Source organism: Paraclostridium bifermentans (assembly GCF_964259345.1).
Classification (GTDB): domain Bacteria; phylum Bacillota; class Clostridia; order Peptostreptococcales; family Peptostreptococcaceae; genus Paraclostridium; species Paraclostridium bifermentans_B.
Genome location: NZ_CAXVJR010000002.1, coordinates 151,314 through 167,732 on the forward strand (window position 1 = coordinate 151,314; position 16,419 = coordinate 167,732).

At 26.8% G+C, this 16,419-nt stretch carries 16 protein-coding genes; 11 read left to right on the plus strand and 5 right to left on the minus strand.

The features are described from left to right. Positions 1-2 precede the first annotated feature (2 nt). Positions 3-1,430 carry a CDP-glycerol glycerophosphotransferase family protein gene (locus ACEXNK_RS04805; RefSeq protein WP_373599242.1) on the plus strand — a complete coding sequence of 476 codons (1,428 nt, stop codon included), beginning with the start codon at positions 3-5 and terminating at the stop codon, positions 1,428-1,430. Between the two features lie 64 nt (positions 1,431-1,494). On the opposite strand, the gene ACEXNK_RS04810 is transcribed toward ACEXNK_RS04805, so the two are convergent. Continuing rightward, a complete protein-coding gene (locus ACEXNK_RS04810) occupies positions 1,495-2,919 on the minus strand; it encodes a rhodanese-like domain-containing protein (protein WP_373599241.1) in 1,425 nt (474 codons plus the stop codon). 229 nt (positions 2,920-3,148) lie between these two features. Here ACEXNK_RS04810 and ACEXNK_RS04815 point away from each other — a divergent pair, with 229 nt between their 5' ends. The 5 genes from ACEXNK_RS04815 (at position 3,149) to ACEXNK_RS04835 (ending at position 7,198) form a co-directional block, all read left to right on the plus strand. Then, positions 3,149-3,319, plus strand: a complete 171-nt coding sequence (locus tag ACEXNK_RS04815) for a hypothetical protein (RefSeq protein ID WP_373599240.1) — start codon at positions 3,149-3,151, stop codon at positions 3,317-3,319. Positions 3,320-3,371: 52 nt separating this feature from the next. After that, positions 3,372-4,148 carry an ABC transporter ATP-binding protein gene (locus tag ACEXNK_RS04820; RefSeq protein WP_373599239.1) on the plus strand — a complete coding sequence of 259 codons (777 nt, stop codon included), beginning with the start codon at positions 3,372-3,374 and terminating at the stop codon, positions 4,146-4,148. A gap of 3 nt (positions 4,149-4,151) precedes the next feature. Further along, a complete protein-coding gene (locus ACEXNK_RS04825) occupies positions 4,152-5,759 on the plus strand; it encodes a hypothetical protein (RefSeq protein ID WP_373599238.1) in 1,608 nt (535 codons plus the stop codon). 191 nt (positions 5,760-5,950) lie between these two features. Continuing rightward, complete coding sequence (locus tag ACEXNK_RS04830) at positions 5,951-6,706, plus strand: CPBP family intramembrane glutamic endopeptidase (RefSeq protein WP_373599237.1); 756 nt, start codon at positions 5,951-5,953, stop codon at positions 6,704-6,706. 69 nt (positions 6,707-6,775) lie between these two features. Then, entirely contained in the window at positions 6,776-7,198 is a 423-nt protein-coding gene (locus ACEXNK_RS04835) for a VOC family protein (protein ID WP_373599236.1), read from the plus strand. A 97-nt stretch (positions 7,199-7,295) separates the two neighbouring features. Here ACEXNK_RS04835 and ACEXNK_RS04840 read toward each other — a convergent pair whose 3' ends face one another. Further along, positions 7,296-8,843, minus strand: a complete 1,548-nt coding sequence (locus ACEXNK_RS04840; protein WP_373599235.1) for a hypothetical protein — start codon at positions 8,841-8,843, stop codon at positions 7,296-7,298. Between the two features lie 189 nt (positions 8,844-9,032). On the opposite strand from ACEXNK_RS04840, the gene ACEXNK_RS04845 reads away from it, so the two are divergent. Further along, positions 9,033-10,376 (plus strand): M20 family metallopeptidase, encoded by a 1,344-nt coding sequence (locus ACEXNK_RS04845; RefSeq protein ID WP_373599234.1) that lies wholly within the window; start codon positions 9,033-9,035, stop codon positions 10,374-10,376. An 83-nt stretch (positions 10,377-10,459) separates the two neighbouring features. Here ACEXNK_RS04845 and ACEXNK_RS04850 read toward each other — a convergent pair whose 3' ends face one another. Next, positions 10,460-10,669, minus strand: coding sequence for a helix-turn-helix transcriptional regulator (locus tag ACEXNK_RS04850; protein WP_373599233.1), 210 nt, complete (start codon positions 10,667-10,669; stop codon positions 10,460-10,462). A 3-nt stretch (positions 10,670-10,672) separates the two neighbouring features. Beyond that, entirely contained in the window at positions 10,673-11,083 is a 411-nt protein-coding gene (locus ACEXNK_RS04855) for a hypothetical protein (protein ID WP_373599232.1), read from the minus strand. A 403-nt stretch (positions 11,084-11,486) separates the two neighbouring features. Here ACEXNK_RS04855 and ACEXNK_RS04860 point away from each other — a divergent pair, with 403 nt between their 5' ends. From ACEXNK_RS04860 to ACEXNK_RS04875, 4 genes are all read left to right on the plus strand, one after another. After that, positions 11,487-12,248 (plus strand): CPBP family intramembrane glutamic endopeptidase, encoded by a 762-nt coding sequence (locus ACEXNK_RS04860; protein WP_373599231.1) that lies wholly within the window; start codon positions 11,487-11,489, stop codon positions 12,246-12,248. Positions 12,249-12,679: 431 nt separating this feature from the next. Beyond that, positions 12,680-13,930 (plus strand): MFS transporter, encoded by a 1,251-nt coding sequence (locus ACEXNK_RS04865; RefSeq protein WP_373599230.1) that lies wholly within the window; start codon positions 12,680-12,682, stop codon positions 13,928-13,930. Between the two features lie 209 nt (positions 13,931-14,139). Further along, positions 14,140-14,598 carry a hypothetical protein gene (locus ACEXNK_RS04870; protein WP_373599229.1) on the plus strand — a complete coding sequence of 153 codons (459 nt, stop codon included), beginning with the start codon at positions 14,140-14,142 and terminating at the stop codon, positions 14,596-14,598. Positions 14,599-14,724: 126 nt separating this feature from the next. Next, a complete protein-coding gene (locus ACEXNK_RS04875; protein WP_373599228.1) occupies positions 14,725-15,705 on the plus strand; it encodes an alpha/beta fold hydrolase in 981 nt (326 codons plus the stop codon). Between the two features lie 97 nt (positions 15,706-15,802). On the opposite strand, the gene ACEXNK_RS04880 is transcribed toward ACEXNK_RS04875, so the two are convergent. Then, positions 15,803-16,216, minus strand: a complete 414-nt coding sequence (locus ACEXNK_RS04880) for a hypothetical protein (RefSeq protein WP_373599227.1) — start codon at positions 16,214-16,216, stop codon at positions 15,803-15,805. Positions 16,217-16,419 lie beyond the last annotated feature (203 nt).

Consider the following 16,419-nt stretch of genomic DNA (forward strand, 5'->3'; position numbering starts at 1 on the left):
AAATGAGGTTAAAAGAAAAGAAAGATTTATTAAATATATTAGATGATATACTTAATAAAATTGAATATTACGGAGTAAATTATTTAAAAGAAAACATAGATTATATCAATCAAAATCTTAATAAGATTAATGTATTATCTAACAATAAAATAAATGCTGAGAATATAGATATACAAAAGTTTGAAAGTTTAAATATAGATGATGAACATAGTATTATAGAGCTTATAAATTGTATAGAAGAATTTAATTACAAATTAAAAGAATATGATGATATAAAAATAGAAATTGTATTTTTACCATACAAAGTATCTATGTGGGATTCTTTTGAAAGTGTATATAAAGCTGCAAAAAATGATAATAGATGTAATTGCAGTGTAGTTCCAATACCATATTATGAATTAGGTGAGAATAGAAAACCTATAAAACTTTGTTATGAAGGTAGTATGTTTCCTAAGGATGTAGAAATAACTCCTTATGAAATGTACAACATTGAAGAATTAAAACCAGATATAATATATATTCATAATCCATATGATGATCTAAATAAGTTAACATGTATTGATCCAAGATATTTTTCAGATAAACTTTGTAATTATACAGATATGCTAGTTTATATTCCTTATTATATAGATGGAAGCTACATAAATTCTGAAGAACATTTACATTTTTCATCAAATCCAGGACCTATAAATGCTACAAAAATTATAGCTCAATCTGAAGTTCATAGAAAGTTATTTATAGAAAATGGTTTTAGTGAATCTAAGGTACTTAACTTGGGAATTCCTAAATTTGATAAAATAATAGAAGTTTGCAAAAATGAGTGGCCTATTGATGATGAATGGGAAGAAAAATTAGAAAATAAAAAGGTGTTTTTATTAAACTTAACAATAGATGATGTTTTAAATAATGTTAACTGGGGGAATGAGTTAATAAATTTCATTAAAGAATTTGAAAATGATAATAGCATAGGTCTTATTTTAAGAAGCCATCCTCTTATGGAAGTTACTTTAAAAACAATGGTACCTGAGTATCATGATTTATATGAAAGAATTATAAATATTGCTAAGACGTTTGAAAATATAATAATAGATAATACCCCAGATACTTTTATGGCTATTAAAAAATCTGATGCATTGATAAGTGGATATAGTTCTATATTATTCCAATATTTAGCTACAGAAAAACCAATTTTATCATTTATGAAAGATGATAAGATAGATGAAAATAGAGAATACTGTCTAGATTATTTAGGTGTATATTTTGAAAATAAAGAAGTAACTGCAAAGAAGTTTATAGATATGGTAAAACAGGGGATAGACTATAAAAAAGAAATTAGAATGAATAAGTTTAAAAATAGTTCAACTAATATAGATGGAAGTTGTGGACAAAAGGTTCATGAATATATAAAAATGGAAGTATTAAATAAATAATGTTAAAACAAAAGGGACTTGTATTTACGAGTCCCTTATTTATTAGTAATTTATTAAGTTTTATTTAAAAAAATGAATTAGGTTCAGTTTCTGGAGCATCTTTAGGAAGACCTTGTTCTTTTTTAGGTGAACCATCTCTTAAATGCCACTCATACCAACCACCATCATAAACACATGTATCATCATAACCCATAGCTAAAGAATAAAAATATGTTTCACTAGCACGCCATCCTGTACCACAGTGGAAAGATATTTTCTTGTCTGGAGTAATACCCCATTTATCCCATCTAGCTTTCACAAGATTATAATTAAACATAGTATCATCTATATTTCTATAATCCTCCATATTATAAGGATCAGAACCTGCATAAGCAAATCTAGCATTTTTTATTTCACCAGCATCATTTATGTAAGTATATCCACTTTTTATACCTTTATATTCAATGAAACTTCTAACCGAAGCTACAACAGAATTCTTAGTATCATTAACATACTTTAACTCATCATCATAGTCTATTAAAACGTCTGGGTTTTGAGGAACACTAGCTTTAAAATCATCTACAGGAGAGTATTCAACAACACCTGTATCTAGTGGCATATTCATAGATTTAACCAAGTTTTTACCACCATTTAAAAGTCTAACATCTTCAACACCAGCATACTTTAAAACAGTACCAAGTCTAGCCGCAGCTGTTGTATTTGCACCATAAACAACAACAGTAGTATCCTTAGTAATTCCCATATCTTCTAATTTCTTCTTTATAACATCATCTTTAGGTTTATTCCAATAACTAAACTTTTCTTCATCGCTCATTTTATCGTAATTAGGAAAAATTCTTTCTCCTTCAACATGATTTAAACTATCATCTATAGTTATAGCTGATGGAATATGTCCTTTTTCATAATCACCTTTACTTTTTCCAAAATCTATTTCAATTACTTTAAAATCTCCACCTTTAAAGCTCTCAGGATTTTTATTATTTACCAAATCATAAACCCATTCTGGATGAACTAAAACTTCATAGTTTTTCATTTTCTCAATAGGTAAATTTTCGTTTGAATAACTACTAAAACCACCATCTAGTGAGTACAAATTAGTAAAGCCTAGTTCTGAAAACTTATCATAGGTAGCTTTATCAATATTACTATCTGAGTATATTATAGTTTTTTTTGACTTATCAATTTCTCGTCTTTTTAACTCAGTGTTTAACTTTACTGGATCTTCTTCAATATCAAGCCAAGTTACTGGAAAATCAATAGCACCTTTTATATGACCACCTGGACTATCATCAGTATCCCAACCAATATATTGATGTGACTGTCTTGTATCTATTATTTGAACATTACTATCAAGTTTAGACTTTAACTTTGCTACCTTAATACTTTGCATATCATTATCACTTACAGAATCCCCGTTAGAGCAAGCTACAAATAACATTGATATTGTAAGTATTGATAATAGTTTGATTGTTTTGACAAATTTATTCATATTAACCCCCTAATAATTTAAATATCCCCTAAGTCAAAATTATACCAAGGTTTATAATTGACTTCTAATATGTAAAAACTATAGTAATACTAACTGTTATAGAAAATATCTATAACAAGGAAATTAATGATTTTAGTGCGTGTAAAGCCTATGATAGTCCACTTTTATTGATTTTATAATTTATTTAATATACTATGTTTACAAATAATTTACTCAAGGGGAGATATAAATGAAAAAGGTTTTTAAGGAAATTATATTTTGTATGGTTTTTATAATAATGAGCATCCGGATAGTTATAATATCTGAAGATACAATAAGAACATTAATTGCCTTAATTTCAGGAATTGGATTTACATGTATTTTAATTAATAAGATAAAGCAAAGCAGAGTGGAAAATTAAAATAGTAATTTATAAATTCTAAATTTAGCAATTAGTAGCAAGGGGAGATATTATGGATAAAGCAATATGTATAAAAGACTTAAAGATGAGTTTTGAAGGAAAAGAAGTCTTAAAAGGAATAAACTTAGAAGTAGATAAGGGAAGTATAGTGGGGTACATAGGAGCAAATGGAGCTGGAAAAAGTACAACTGTAAAGATAATATTAGGATTAATTGAAGGCTATAGTGGAGTAGTTGAAATATTTGGTGAAGATATATCAAAAATAAATACTGAATATAAAAAGAGAATTGGATATGTTCCAGAAATAGCAGAAACTTATGAGAGTTTAACTGCTAGAGAATATTTGACATTTATAGGACAACTTTATGGACTAGAATATGATTTAGCTGATAAAAAAGCTTATGAACTAATGGAAGTTTTAGGGATAGAAGAAGCTTATGACTTAAGAATCGGTTCTTTTTCTAAAGGAATGAAACAAAAGACTGTTATAATATCTAGCTTAATGCACAATCCAGATATAATATTTTTAGATGAACCCCTAAGTGGATTAGATGCAAATAGTGTAATGATATTAAAAGAAATTATAACAAGTTTAAAAGAAGAAGGTAAAACTATTTTTTACTCATCACATATAATGGAAGTTGTTGAAAAAATAAGCGATAGAATAGTGCTTTTAAATGATGGGAATATAGTTGCAGATGGTAAGTTTGAGGATTTAAAAGAAAGTGTACATCAGAAATCTCTAGAGGAAATCTTTAACCAACTAACAGGATTTAGTGAACATAAAGAACTTGCTCAAAAGTTTATAGATGTAATAAAAGAGGTGTAGATTATGAATATTATCTCGCTAAAAACACTTGATAAAATTAGATTTTTATATGAAAAGTTAGGAATTGATTATGATACTTTAAGGCTGATAGTAAGCACAAAGTTAACTATGGATAGCAGAAAAGTTTCTAATTTATTAGGAAGTAACCAAGATGATGAATCTTCAAATCAATATAAAAAAATGATGATTCTATATTCAATAATAGGACTTTTAATGATAGTTATTATAGTATTAGGTAAAAATCTTTTTATATCAATGTCCATATATTTTGGGATGTTTATGTTTTTTATGATTACAATAGTTGTATCAGATTTCTCAACTGTAATACTAGATGTTAAAGATAAAGCTATACTAGCTACTAGAGGGATAGATTCAAAAACTTTGAATGCATCTAAAATAACACATGTTATGATATACATGATAAATATAAGTATAGCGTTAAGTGGATTTTCAGCAATTGCATCAATAGTAAAGTATGGAGTTATATTTTCAGTGGTATTCTTAATAGAAATATTTCTTATAGATATATTTATGATAGTTGTATCAGGTCTAGCTTACTTACTTATATTAAAACTATTTGATGGTGAAAAGTTAAAAGATGCAATAAGCACTATACAAATATTAGTGACAATATTATTTAGTATGGCGTATATGTTTATAATTAATATATCTGATAGTATGGATATGTTTAACAATATAGACTTAGGTATAGGAACTTACTTTTTACCACCTTTTTGGTTTTCAGCAGTACTTGAAATAATAGCTACAAGAAATGTAAGCAAAAACTTGATGATACTTTCGGCTTTAGCTTTAGTAGTACCTATAGTTTCAGTTTTAATATATATAAAACTTACTCCAGTGTTTGAAAAGAAACTTCAAAAACTTAATAATGAAGGTTCTAGCAAAAATGTTAAAAAGCACAATTTAACAATGAAGCTAAGTAAGATTGTGTGCAGAGATAAAGAAGAAAGAATCTTTTTTAATTTTGTTTCTAAAATAATAAGAAAAGATAGAGATTTTAAAACAACAGTATATACAACTATGGGAGCTAACATGGCACTTTCTATTTATGTTATTTTTGATAGAGACCCAGAGAATATTAGTGCTTATAGTTATTTATTCTTATACTTTTATGTGCTTTCAATACCTACAATAATAATAGCATTAAAAAATTCTAGAAATTTCAAAGCATCATATATATACACGACAACACCTATAAAAAATAAGATGAATGTACATAAAGCATCTATTAAAGCATGTTTAATTAATATAATAATACCTCTTTACTTAGTTCAAAGCCTAGTTTTTATATGTCTTTATAAGATGAGTATAATAAAACATATAGTAGTTATATTTTTAATTACTATTCTTATAACTATATCTACATTTAAGGTAATAGATAAAAGTATGCCTTTTTCTAAGCAAATTAATGTACTTAAGAAAAATGAATATATATCTGAAAATTATTTAATGATGTTTTTAATACTTATTGTTGGAGTAATTCACTTTGTTAGTTCCAGTATAGGTAATCAAGTTTTAGCTATTTATATAATAGTTTTATTAATAGCTAATATATATCTATTTAAAACAGCTTTTAAAGAAAAAATTTAAAAAATTATATATAAAATAAATAAGTAACTACCTTAGCTGTTTTATAATCTAAAGTAGTTACTTTTGGTGTGAAAATGATTATCAATAATGTTTTGGTGCCCAAAAAGCTTATCTTAGTCCAATTATATTGATTTTACAAGGTTATTGATATTTAATAAAAATATATCAGATATATATAAGGAGAGTTTTATATGAGTAGAATTTTAAAAACAGCAGGTTTATTATTTAAGTTATTAATATTAACCTTCTTAAGTGGGATTATTGCAAGTTTATTTACAATGATTTTACCTGGGGGATATGAACAAAATGAAATGTTAGCTTTAGTTTTATCATATTGTATTGCAATACCTATATTATACAAGTACTATGGGAAAGAAGATTGTTTAATGAGTAAGTGTAATTTTAAGAAAATAAGTTCTAAAGATTTATTTTATATAATATTGCTAGGAATAGGATTAAGTAGTGTTATATCTTTAATAATAGATCCATTAGTAAGCATATTTCCAAGTTATATAGAAGTATCAAATGAAATGTCGAGTAAAATAAATTCAGTTGTGAGTGTACTTTGCGTAGTAATATTAGTTCCTATATTTGAAGAAATAGTATTTAGAGGAATAATATTTGACCATTTAAAAAGAAATTATAGTCTTGTAACTGCAATAATTGTACAAGCATTATTATTTGGACTAGTTCATGGAAATATAGTTCAAGGTATATATACATTCCTAGCAGGTATAGTTTTTGTTTTAGCAAATATATACTGCGGATCAATACTTGGAAGCATAATTTTACATATAATATTTAATTCAGGAATTGAAGAATTATTAGGCTTTAATGATACAATATATAATATGGAATTAATTTTAGGAGTTATTCTATTTGTATATGCATCATATAAGATGATAAAAAATTATAAAAAACAAATTTATGATTGTAAGGTTAATTAAGCATATAGTTTAAATAATTAAGTATTGGAAAGATTTATATTGATTTTAATGGGATGAGGAGGAGAAACAATGATTCAGTCAGTTGTACATATTGCTTTAATTGTAGATGATTATGATGAGGCAATTGATTTTTATACAAAAAAACTTCACTTTACATTAGTAGAAGATACATATCAACCTGAACAAGATAAAAGATGGGTAGTGGTATCACCACCTGGTTCAAATGGAACAACGATATTACTTGCAAGAGCATCTAAGCTAGAACAAGAGCCTTTTATAGGAAATCAAGCAGGAGGAAGAGTTTTTCTTTTTCTAGGAACTGATGATTTTTGGCGTGATTATAACGAAATGAAAAGTATAGGGATAGAATTTGTTAGAGATCCTAAAGAGCAGGACTATGGAACAGTTGCTGTATTTAAAGATTTATACGGAAATTTATGGGACTTAGTTGAGTTTAAAGAAGGGCATCCAATGTCTAAAAGAGTAAAATAATTTGTTAAGTTTTTACATAAAAACACTAATATACTTAAATTATATTAAAAACAGAGGAGGCTAAAATTATAGCCTCCTTTAATTTTATTATTTAGTTTTAGATTAAACCTAAGTATGGTGCTATAGATAATATTAAAGCGCCTAATACGATTAAAGGAACAAGGCTCTTTAACATAAACTTAAGATATCTATCATAAGGAACATTTACAAGTTCTAATGTACCCATTACTGTAGCACCAGGATAAACCCCTGACATAAAGTTAAGTCCTAACGTAAAGGCAGAGATAAGAAGAATTTGTCCACCTTCAGCACCAATACTAGACGTTGCAAATAGTCCCATTGCAACAGAACCTAATATAGGCATTGTTATTCCAGAAACTCCACTTGTAGATTGAAGGAATAATCCGATTCCCATATAAGCTAAAATACATGCTATAGCAAATGCAAATGTAGGAACACCTTGTAGGGCTCCTTGAATCCAATAAACAAATGTAACACTCATTCCAGAAGTACTAGAACCCATTAAAACAGATATACCTTTAGCAATACTTAAAACTAAAACAACTCCTAAAAGATCAGCAGCTCCTTTAGAAAACTCAGAAACAAATTCATCTGACGAAAGCTTATTAATCCATGCTATAATAACGGCACCGATTAAGAATAAAATTGAAAACTCATCAAAATACCAATCACCAAAAGGAGTTATATTACCAGCTCCTATAAAATCACCTATAAATAGTATATTTGCTAAGAATGTAAATGGATAATTAATAATTTCATACATAGTAGTATCACCAATATTTATAGAATGCCATGGAACATATCCCATAACTAAAGCTAATATCATAATTATAAATACTACTAATGACCACATTCTTCTCTTTGTAAGTTCTTTTAATTCAGATGTACCATCTGTCAAAGTTTTTACATCACTTAAGTCACTTAATATAGATGAAGATCTATCATTTTTAACCTTAGTAGCATAGCGTATTACTTGAATTGTACCAACAGCATAAAGAACTATAAAAATTAATAATCTAAGTTCAATACCTGAACCTAAAGATAAAGCATCATTTCCAATTGCAGCTACTGCAGCTCCAGTAGAATAAGGATTAACAACACTAGCCATATTTCCAATACTAGCACCTACAAATAAAACTGCAAGCCCTGTCATAACATCGTAACCTGCTGTTACAAACAATGGAACTACAACAAGTGCATAAGCTGGGATTTCTTCCCAAGTACCATAAACAGTTCCCATAAGTGCAAACATCAACATTAGTAATGCTATTAATGATTTACCAGTAAACTTTTTTAATAGTCTACCAATTCCTGCATCAAGAGCACCTACATAACCCATAACCCCTAAAAATCCACCAGAAATAAGAATGGTAGCAGCTACATTACTAGCTTCAGCAAAACCTTTGATAGGAGCCATAAATACATCCCATATTCCAGCAGGATTTGTACCTGCATTTTCAACTAAATTTCCACTATCATCAAGAATAGCATTATAAACTACCTCGCTAACACCATTGTTTTCAACTACGGCAGATGTTGGAACTACCCACGTTAGACCAGCAACTATAACCAAACATATAAATACTATAACCATAGCTCCTGGAATTTTAAATTTTTTAAGCATAAAATAAGTCCCCCTAAAAAGTTGTTAGTTAATTTTTTATTTAAGTTAAAATTCTACATGAAAAACTTAAATCCTCCATAAAAAAATAAATATTTTGAAAAAAATAAATATTTTGTAAATATCATAGACATAAAAAAATTTTTAGATATAATAAATCTTAAATAGCTTTTTTAAGGGGGATTTTTGAGAATGAGAGAAAAAATATTAAATAGCATAGACAACTTACAAAGTTCTATGATTGAGTCTATAGTAGAAAGTATATCGATACCTAGTGTTATAGGAGAAGCTGAAGAAGGATGCCCATTTGGTAAAGATATAAATGATGTACTAGATCATACACTAAACTTATGTGAGAAATTAGGATTTAAAACATATAAAGATAAAGAAGGTTATTATGGATATGCAGAAATAGGGAATGGAGAAGAATTAGTTGGGATATTAGGACATTTAGATGTAGTACCAGCAGGGGATATTAATGCATGGAATACAGACCCATTTAAAGGAACAATAGATGATGGGAAGATATTTGGAAGAGGAACACAAGATGATAAAGGACCTATAATTTCTACTATATACGCAGTAAAAGCATTGATGGACTGTGGGATAGATTTAAATAAAAGAGTTAGATTTATATTTGGAACAGATGAAGAAACTTTATGGAGAGATATGGCTAAGTACAATGAAAATAACGAGGAAATACCTAGCTTTGGATTTACACCAGATAGTCAATTTCCATGTATAAATGCAGAAAAAGGATTATTACAATGTATATTAAGCTCAAGTGAAAGTTGTTCTATGGTTTTAAAAGGTGGGGATGCATTTAACGCTGTTCCAAGTAGTATAAAGTATAGCGGTGAAAAACAAGATGAGCTTAAAGTTGAACTTGATAGATTAGGATTTGAATACAAAGAAGAAGAAGGTTCTATAACAGTTATTGGTAAAAGTGTACATTCTCAAAAATGTAATGAAGGTGTAAATGCTATAGTTCGTTTATGTATAGCTTTAAATAATATAAATATAAAATCTCCTGCTATAGAGTTTATAGCAAAGGTTATCGGAGAAGACGCACACGCTAATAATATAATTGAAAATTGTGAAGATGTATCAGGAAAGTTAACATGCAATATTGGAAAGATAGATTTTAATTTAGATGAACAAAAAATATTCTTAGATGTTAGAATTCCTGTTACAGTTGAGAAAGAAGAGTTTGTAGGAAATTTACAAAAAGTAGCTAAGGAATACTCTTTAGGTTATGAAGAGTATGACTGGGCTAAGTCGATATATTTAAGTGAGGACCATTTCTTAATAAAAACATTGAGAAAAGTATATGAAGAAGAAACTAAATTAGATTCTAAGCCTTTATCATCTGGAGGAGCTACTTATGCAAGAGCAATAGACAACTGTGTTGCTTTTGGAATAGTATTTCCGTGGAGTAAAAAAACTGAGCATCAACCAAATGAGTATATATCAATTGATGACTTAGTTAAAGCTACACAAATATATGCTTTAACTATATATGAGTTAACTAGATAATAAAATAAATAAAAAGGGACTATCATAAAATGGTAGTCCTTTTTTATTTATAACTATTACCTAAATGAAACTTTTAAGGATAGTTATTCTTCATCTAAAAATTCAAATAAATCTTCGACCGTTACACAAAATACTTTGGCAATATCCATAGCTAGTTTTAAAGACGGATTGTATTTACCATTTTCTAAGTGAACGATAGTCTCACGTCTTACACCTACTAACTTTGCCAATTCATTTTGCTTCATAAGGGATTTTTCTCTGTATTCTTTAATGTTTGTTTTTAAAATAGTCAATGATTAATATATCCCCTTTCTTTCATAATGTATATATAGTATCACTCTTAAGACTGAAAGTATAAACATTGAGGCTATTATCATTATACCAATAACTGATCTAGAAAATAATATATTTTTTTGTATAGTAAATATTCCAATAATAGTTATTACAGGTATCATCCATTCTATACATACGCCATTTACTTTGGACATTATCTTTTCAGTTAATTCATCATTTATATCCTCAAATTTAGAGCTGAAAACGAAAAGTATCATTGAAGCTACTACAAATAAAAGTAGTACAATTTCTGAAATATCAGAGCTTATATAACTATCAATTATTGCTACAATTAAAACAAATAATAGATTGATTGTATCTAATATAAGCATAGACTTTTTCTTGTAATCATTTATTCCCAATAATCTAAACATTTTAAAACCCTCCTATAATAGTGATATATTTATAACTTTATATGTTATAAATATATCACTATTATAGTTTGAAGTCTAGTTAAATGTTAAATATTTATAACTTATTCCTAAAAACATGTTTCAAAATGTAGTAATAAAAATATATTTAAAAATTATTAATAATCATTTTTATAAATAAAAGTGATTATTAATAATATTTCAGTGCTAAAAAAGCCTATCTTGGTGCAAGTTTATTGATTTTATAAGATTATTGATATTTAATAAAACATATCAGATTTATAAGAAAGAAGGTACCACTATTGGAATTTTTAAGTATTTTTTAGTAAGGCATTAGCTAAAAATGTTATATTAATGGCTATAGATGTATTTAAATATACTAGGTAAAAAGGCGGGAGAAATTTATATGAACAGAATTTTAAAGACTATAGGTACGGTTTTTGGGTTACTTGCAGTTAATGTAATTTGTACTGGAATAGCAAGTATACTTACTGGTGCATTACCTGAAGAAAATATAATGTTAACTGTTACTATTGGTAACTGGCTTACGTTAGGCGTTTTATACATCTTTTTAAAAGATGAAAAACTTAGTTTTAAAAAAGAGCTGAACTTAAATAAAATAAGTGCTAAAGCTGTTTTATATAATATATTACTAGGTGTGGGACTTATTTGTGTTTCGCTTATAATAGCAAGAGTTTTAATAAATATATTCCCAGAATATAGTGAAATAGAGAAAGATATGGAGTATATGACGACTTCTATAATAGCTATAATTTGTGCGTCAGTATTTATTCCTATATTTGAAGAAATAATGTTTAGGGGAATAATCTTTAACCATTTAAAAGCAAATTATACTATTAAAACAGCTATTATAGTACAAGCTATATTATTTGGATTAGCACATGGAAATAGACTTCAAGGCGTTTATACATTTGTATCAGCTATAGTATTTGTATTAGTTAATATCTATTATGACTCAATAATACCTAGCATGATTTTACATATGGTACATAACTTTATTGGGATAACTGATATAGAGGACATATTATTTTTCAATGACTTTTTATATTCTATATTTATAGCAGGTGGGTTGGTAATTTTTGTATATATATCTTTTAAAATGATATCAAATTATAAAAAGCGAAATATTAAATGTAAATATAATTAAATAGATATAATGGACTATCTTAAAATAGATAGTTCTTTTTTATTTTTTTAAAAATTAGTGTAACGATATTAAAATGTTTATTTATAATTATAAAAAGAGTTTGAGGTGGGATATTCTGATTAAGTTAGTAATGGTTACACACTATGATTTATCAGTGATGGATATAAAATAGAATAGGAGTTTAAAGTAAGAAATATAGATGGAATTGAGTGCTGATAATATTTTAGTGCTAAAAAAGCCTATCTTAGTACATAGTTGTTGATTTTTGGATAGTATAGTTGTTCAATTATAGTAAACAGTGTCAAAGAGTATGTGAATTATATGTATTTATAGATACAAAACGACTCAAAAATAGAATATACACAAAAGGTGATTTTATTATTTAATTTACAACTCTATGATATTAAAAATATATAGATTGGAGATTGAAAATGGAATTTAAAATATTATTTCAAAAAAATTTTATTATTTTAATGATTGCAAAAGCTATTTCCTTTTTAGGAATAAATGTTTTAAACTTTGCATTATCTTTATATGTTTTGAATAAAACAGGATCAGCAACAGCCTTTGCAAGTGTAGTATCTATAGCAATACTTCCTAGAATATTTTTAGGACCTTTTGCAGGAGTCTTTATAGATATGTTTGACAAAAAAAGTATATTGATTTTTTTAGAAATAATTAATATTTGTATATTAATTGTAAGCCTGTTAGTTTACATAAAAACTGGTATGTTTAGTATGATTCATATTTTTTTATTAGTTATTTCAATTTCAAGCATAAATGTATTCATAGATCCATGTATTACATCGATAATTCCTCAAATAGTGAGCCAATCAGAAATTATTAACGCAAACGGAATAAATTCTTTACTTTCAAGCATTATGATTTTAATTTATCCATTAATAGGAAGTATCCTAATTAGTTTAGACGGATTATACATAGTATATTTATTAACTATTGCATTGATGATTGTATCATTGATTTTTAAATCAATAGTTAAAATCCCAAGACAAAAATCAAGTAAAATAAATAGTAGTAAATTTAAAAAAGAATTTATAGAAGGTATTACATTTATCAAAACAAATGATTTTATTAAGTTAACTTTATTTATTTTAGTTATAACAAATTTATTAATCAATCCTTTATTAACAGTTGGGTTGCCGTATATTATTAAAGAATTTTTTGAATTTAGTAATACTCAGTATGGAACTGTAGAATCTATAATAGGATTTAGTATGATAATAGCTCCATTTATAAGTTCATTTTTAATGCCTAAATGGAGTTTTGGAAAAAGTTTAAGTTACATATCTATTGGAATAGGATTAATTTGTATTACTTTATCAGGTGTATTATATTTTTATATAGAAAACAAAAATATAGTATATTATAGTATCATTTTTGCAGGATGTTTAATTACTGTTTTGGGAGTAGTAATTAATATTATTATACAGACATATGTCCAAAAAATCGTACCTTTTAATATGTTGGGAAGGGTTTACTCAACAAGTATGGCAATATGTTTGTCAATCACACCTATAGGGCAACTAATATTTGGATTAGCAGTAGATAAAATTAATCCTATTGTTTGTATGTGCATTACAGGTGGACTATTAATAATAAGTATTTTATCAGTAATGAAAAGTATATTTAGTGTTTTAAATGTTGAGTTAGAGGCTAATTAAAGTAAAAAAGAGTACAAAAAATTAAGAAGTAATACATGTAACTGAAAAAAATTATTATTAACATTTTAGTGCGTAAAAACTATATATTAGTCCAATTTTATTGGCTTTAAAAATATATTAAAAAGTTATAAGAAACGAATTAGAGATTGCAAAAGTAGACAAATAGAAATTTAAGAACTCTTACTATGAAAGCAAGGGGGAGGATATAAATGTATAAGATAAACATTAAAAGTAAAGATGATTATTATACAATAATAAATTATTTATTTGAAATATGTGATAAATTTAAAGTTGTAAGTATGTATGGTGATGCAAAAAATATTGAAAAATCAAAGTTTGATGATGAATTAAATTCATTTTGTATAGAAGAAAAGAAAGTTAAAAAATGGCCTGGTATGGCAAAATCACCTAAATCTAAAATGAGAGTATATTCATGCAATAAAACAACTTTGAAGCTATTTAAAAGACAGGAAAATTTCTTTGAATACAAACTAGATGATGGTATTGGATATTACAATACTTTTGATATTGATGAACAGTTTGATATATCATTTTACAATAATAATGAATGCCTTTTATATACAATAGGACATGAGGGACTTTGTCTTAGTGAAAATAGAAAACTTAAAGAATTTTTAATTGAAAAAAGTATAGACTTTGAAAAATAGGAAATAAGACGTATAAGCATAGAATTATATAGCTAATTTTTGATCTAAGTAAAAAGTTATTTACAAATGCCTATAAAACAATTACCATTAAATGGAAAATAATTTTATATATAAGGAGAAATTTATATGGGGATGAGGAAAAGAAATTTTAAAGTAGCTTTAACATTAAGTCTAGGACTAGCTTTATTAGCAGGGGGAACTAATACTACACTAGCTCTTGAAAAGAATAATTCAAAAACGTCATTAGAACAAAAGGCAACTAATGCCAATATAGAAAAGGTTCAATTAGACAATGGATTAATAATAAACTCAAAAGAAATGGGTAATGGTGAAGCTACAATTGTATTTGATACTGGATATGGAGAAAGCTTAGACAACTTTTCATATATACAAGAACAATTATCTAAAACAGCAAAAACTTTATCATATGATAGAGCTGGGTTAGGTGGAAGCAGTGATGCAGGAAACTTAGCACCATTAAGCGAGGAAAATAAAGAAATACTTATGAATGGTGGAACAATAGATTACAATGAGAATGACTTTAATGGGCTTACAAAAACAGCGAAAGATAAGGCTATAAATTTATATAAATTATTAAAAGCTAAAAATATTCCAGGACCTTATATACTAGTAGGGCATTCTTTAGGTGGGCATACGGCTATAGAATTTGCAAAAATGTACACTGAAGAAGTAGAAGGAGTAGTATTTTTAGATGGTTCTGCAAGAAGTGTAACAGGTGAAGGATATAGATTCTTTAATGAATTTGTACCAGGAATGGGAGATGACTTCATAGCAGGATATACAAAAGCAGATGGAACTCTAGATGATGTATTAATGAGTGAAAATCAAGTTAAAGACGATAAAAATGCATTAAGAAATACACCTTTATTTTATATAGAGTGTGATCCTTATGCTATGGCGCAAGGACCTATGGGAGATGCATTTGCAAAGTTAAAAACTAATCAAATTGCAGATATACTATCAATGTCTGATGATACACAACATATTCAACTTAAAGGTGCTACACATTATGTTCACATAGACAAGCCAGAAGAAACTCTAAAAGCAATAACAGAGTTTGTAGATTATTGTAAAGCTAAAAATTAATCTGAAAGTTTTAATAGATCTAGGATATATTCATATAAAAAAAGCCCTTAAAATCCAGTTATTTGGATTCTGAGGGTATCTTTTATTTTCTAAACATTTAATTGTAAAATCCCTTTCTATCATAATAAACAAATAAGCATAATCTAAAAATTGTAAGTAACAGTAAAGTTGATAGAATTACTACTCCAAGAATATTAGTAGATTTAAATATAAAAGAAGTAACAGGTGTTGTAGCAAGCATACCAACTGCGATTAAAGCTCCAACTATAACTTCTATACTTACTTTGTTTACTTTTGATAATATAGATTCGGATAATTCATCATTAAGTCCATTTAATTTAAAGTGATAAGTGATTGCAATGAAAATTATCCATGCCCAAAATGCTAATGATACATATTCTGTATATTGTCCTTTTGAGTAAAGGTCAAATGTTGAAATTAGCAAAATAAAAAGTGCATTGAAAATATTAGTGGTAAGTTGTGCCTTAATAGTAAATTGGCTATTAAACATATAGTTATCCCCCTTTGATAAGTGATATATTTATAACTTGTTGTGTTATAAATATATCACTTATCAAAGAGCTTTGCAAGCGTTTATGTTATAAATACTTCACATTTAAACTTTGTAATATAGACTATGGTAGATATTAAATAATGAAAATAAAAACAAAAAAATATATAAAATCAGAGGATTTTACAAAATAAGACAAAGCA

Coding starts and splice junctions, on each gene's coding strand:
- ACEXNK_RS04805 (WP_373599242.1), top strand. CDS start 3: ATGAGGTTAAAAGAAAAGAAAGATTTATTAAATATATTAGATGATATA.
- ACEXNK_RS04810 (WP_373599241.1), bottom strand. CDS start 2,919: ATGAATAAATTTGTCAAAACAATCAAACTATTATCAATACTTACAATA.
- ACEXNK_RS04815 (WP_373599240.1), top strand. CDS start 3,149: ATGAAAAAGGTTTTTAAGGAAATTATATTTTGTATGGTTTTTATAATA.
- ACEXNK_RS04820 (WP_373599239.1), top strand. CDS start 3,372: ATGGATAAAGCAATATGTATAAAAGACTTAAAGATGAGTTTTGAAGGA.
- ACEXNK_RS04825 (WP_373599238.1), top strand. CDS start 4,152: ATGAATATTATCTCGCTAAAAACACTTGATAAAATTAGATTTTTATAT.
- ACEXNK_RS04830 (WP_373599237.1), top strand. CDS start 5,951: ATGAGTAGAATTTTAAAAACAGCAGGTTTATTATTTAAGTTATTAATA.
- ACEXNK_RS04835 (WP_373599236.1), top strand. CDS start 6,776: ATGATTCAGTCAGTTGTACATATTGCTTTAATTGTAGATGATTATGAT.
- ACEXNK_RS04840 (WP_373599235.1), bottom strand. CDS start 8,843: ATGCTTAAAAAATTTAAAATTCCAGGAGCTATGGTTATAGTATTTATA.
- ACEXNK_RS04845 (WP_373599234.1), top strand. CDS start 9,033: ATGAGAGAAAAAATATTAAATAGCATAGACAACTTACAAAGTTCTATG.
- ACEXNK_RS04855 (WP_373599232.1), bottom strand. CDS start 11,083: ATGTTTAGATTATTGGGAATAAATGATTACAAGAAAAAGTCTATGCTT.
- ACEXNK_RS04860 (WP_373599231.1), top strand. CDS start 11,487: ATGAACAGAATTTTAAAGACTATAGGTACGGTTTTTGGGTTACTTGCA.
- ACEXNK_RS04865 (WP_373599230.1), top strand. CDS start 12,680: ATGGAATTTAAAATATTATTTCAAAAAAATTTTATTATTTTAATGATT.
- ACEXNK_RS04870 (WP_373599229.1), top strand. CDS start 14,140: ATGTATAAGATAAACATTAAAAGTAAAGATGATTATTATACAATAATA.
- ACEXNK_RS04875 (WP_373599228.1), top strand. CDS start 14,725: ATGGGGATGAGGAAAAGAAATTTTAAAGTAGCTTTAACATTAAGTCTA.
- ACEXNK_RS04880 (WP_373599227.1), bottom strand. CDS start 16,216: ATGTTTAATAGCCAATTTACTATTAAGGCACAACTTACCACTAATATT.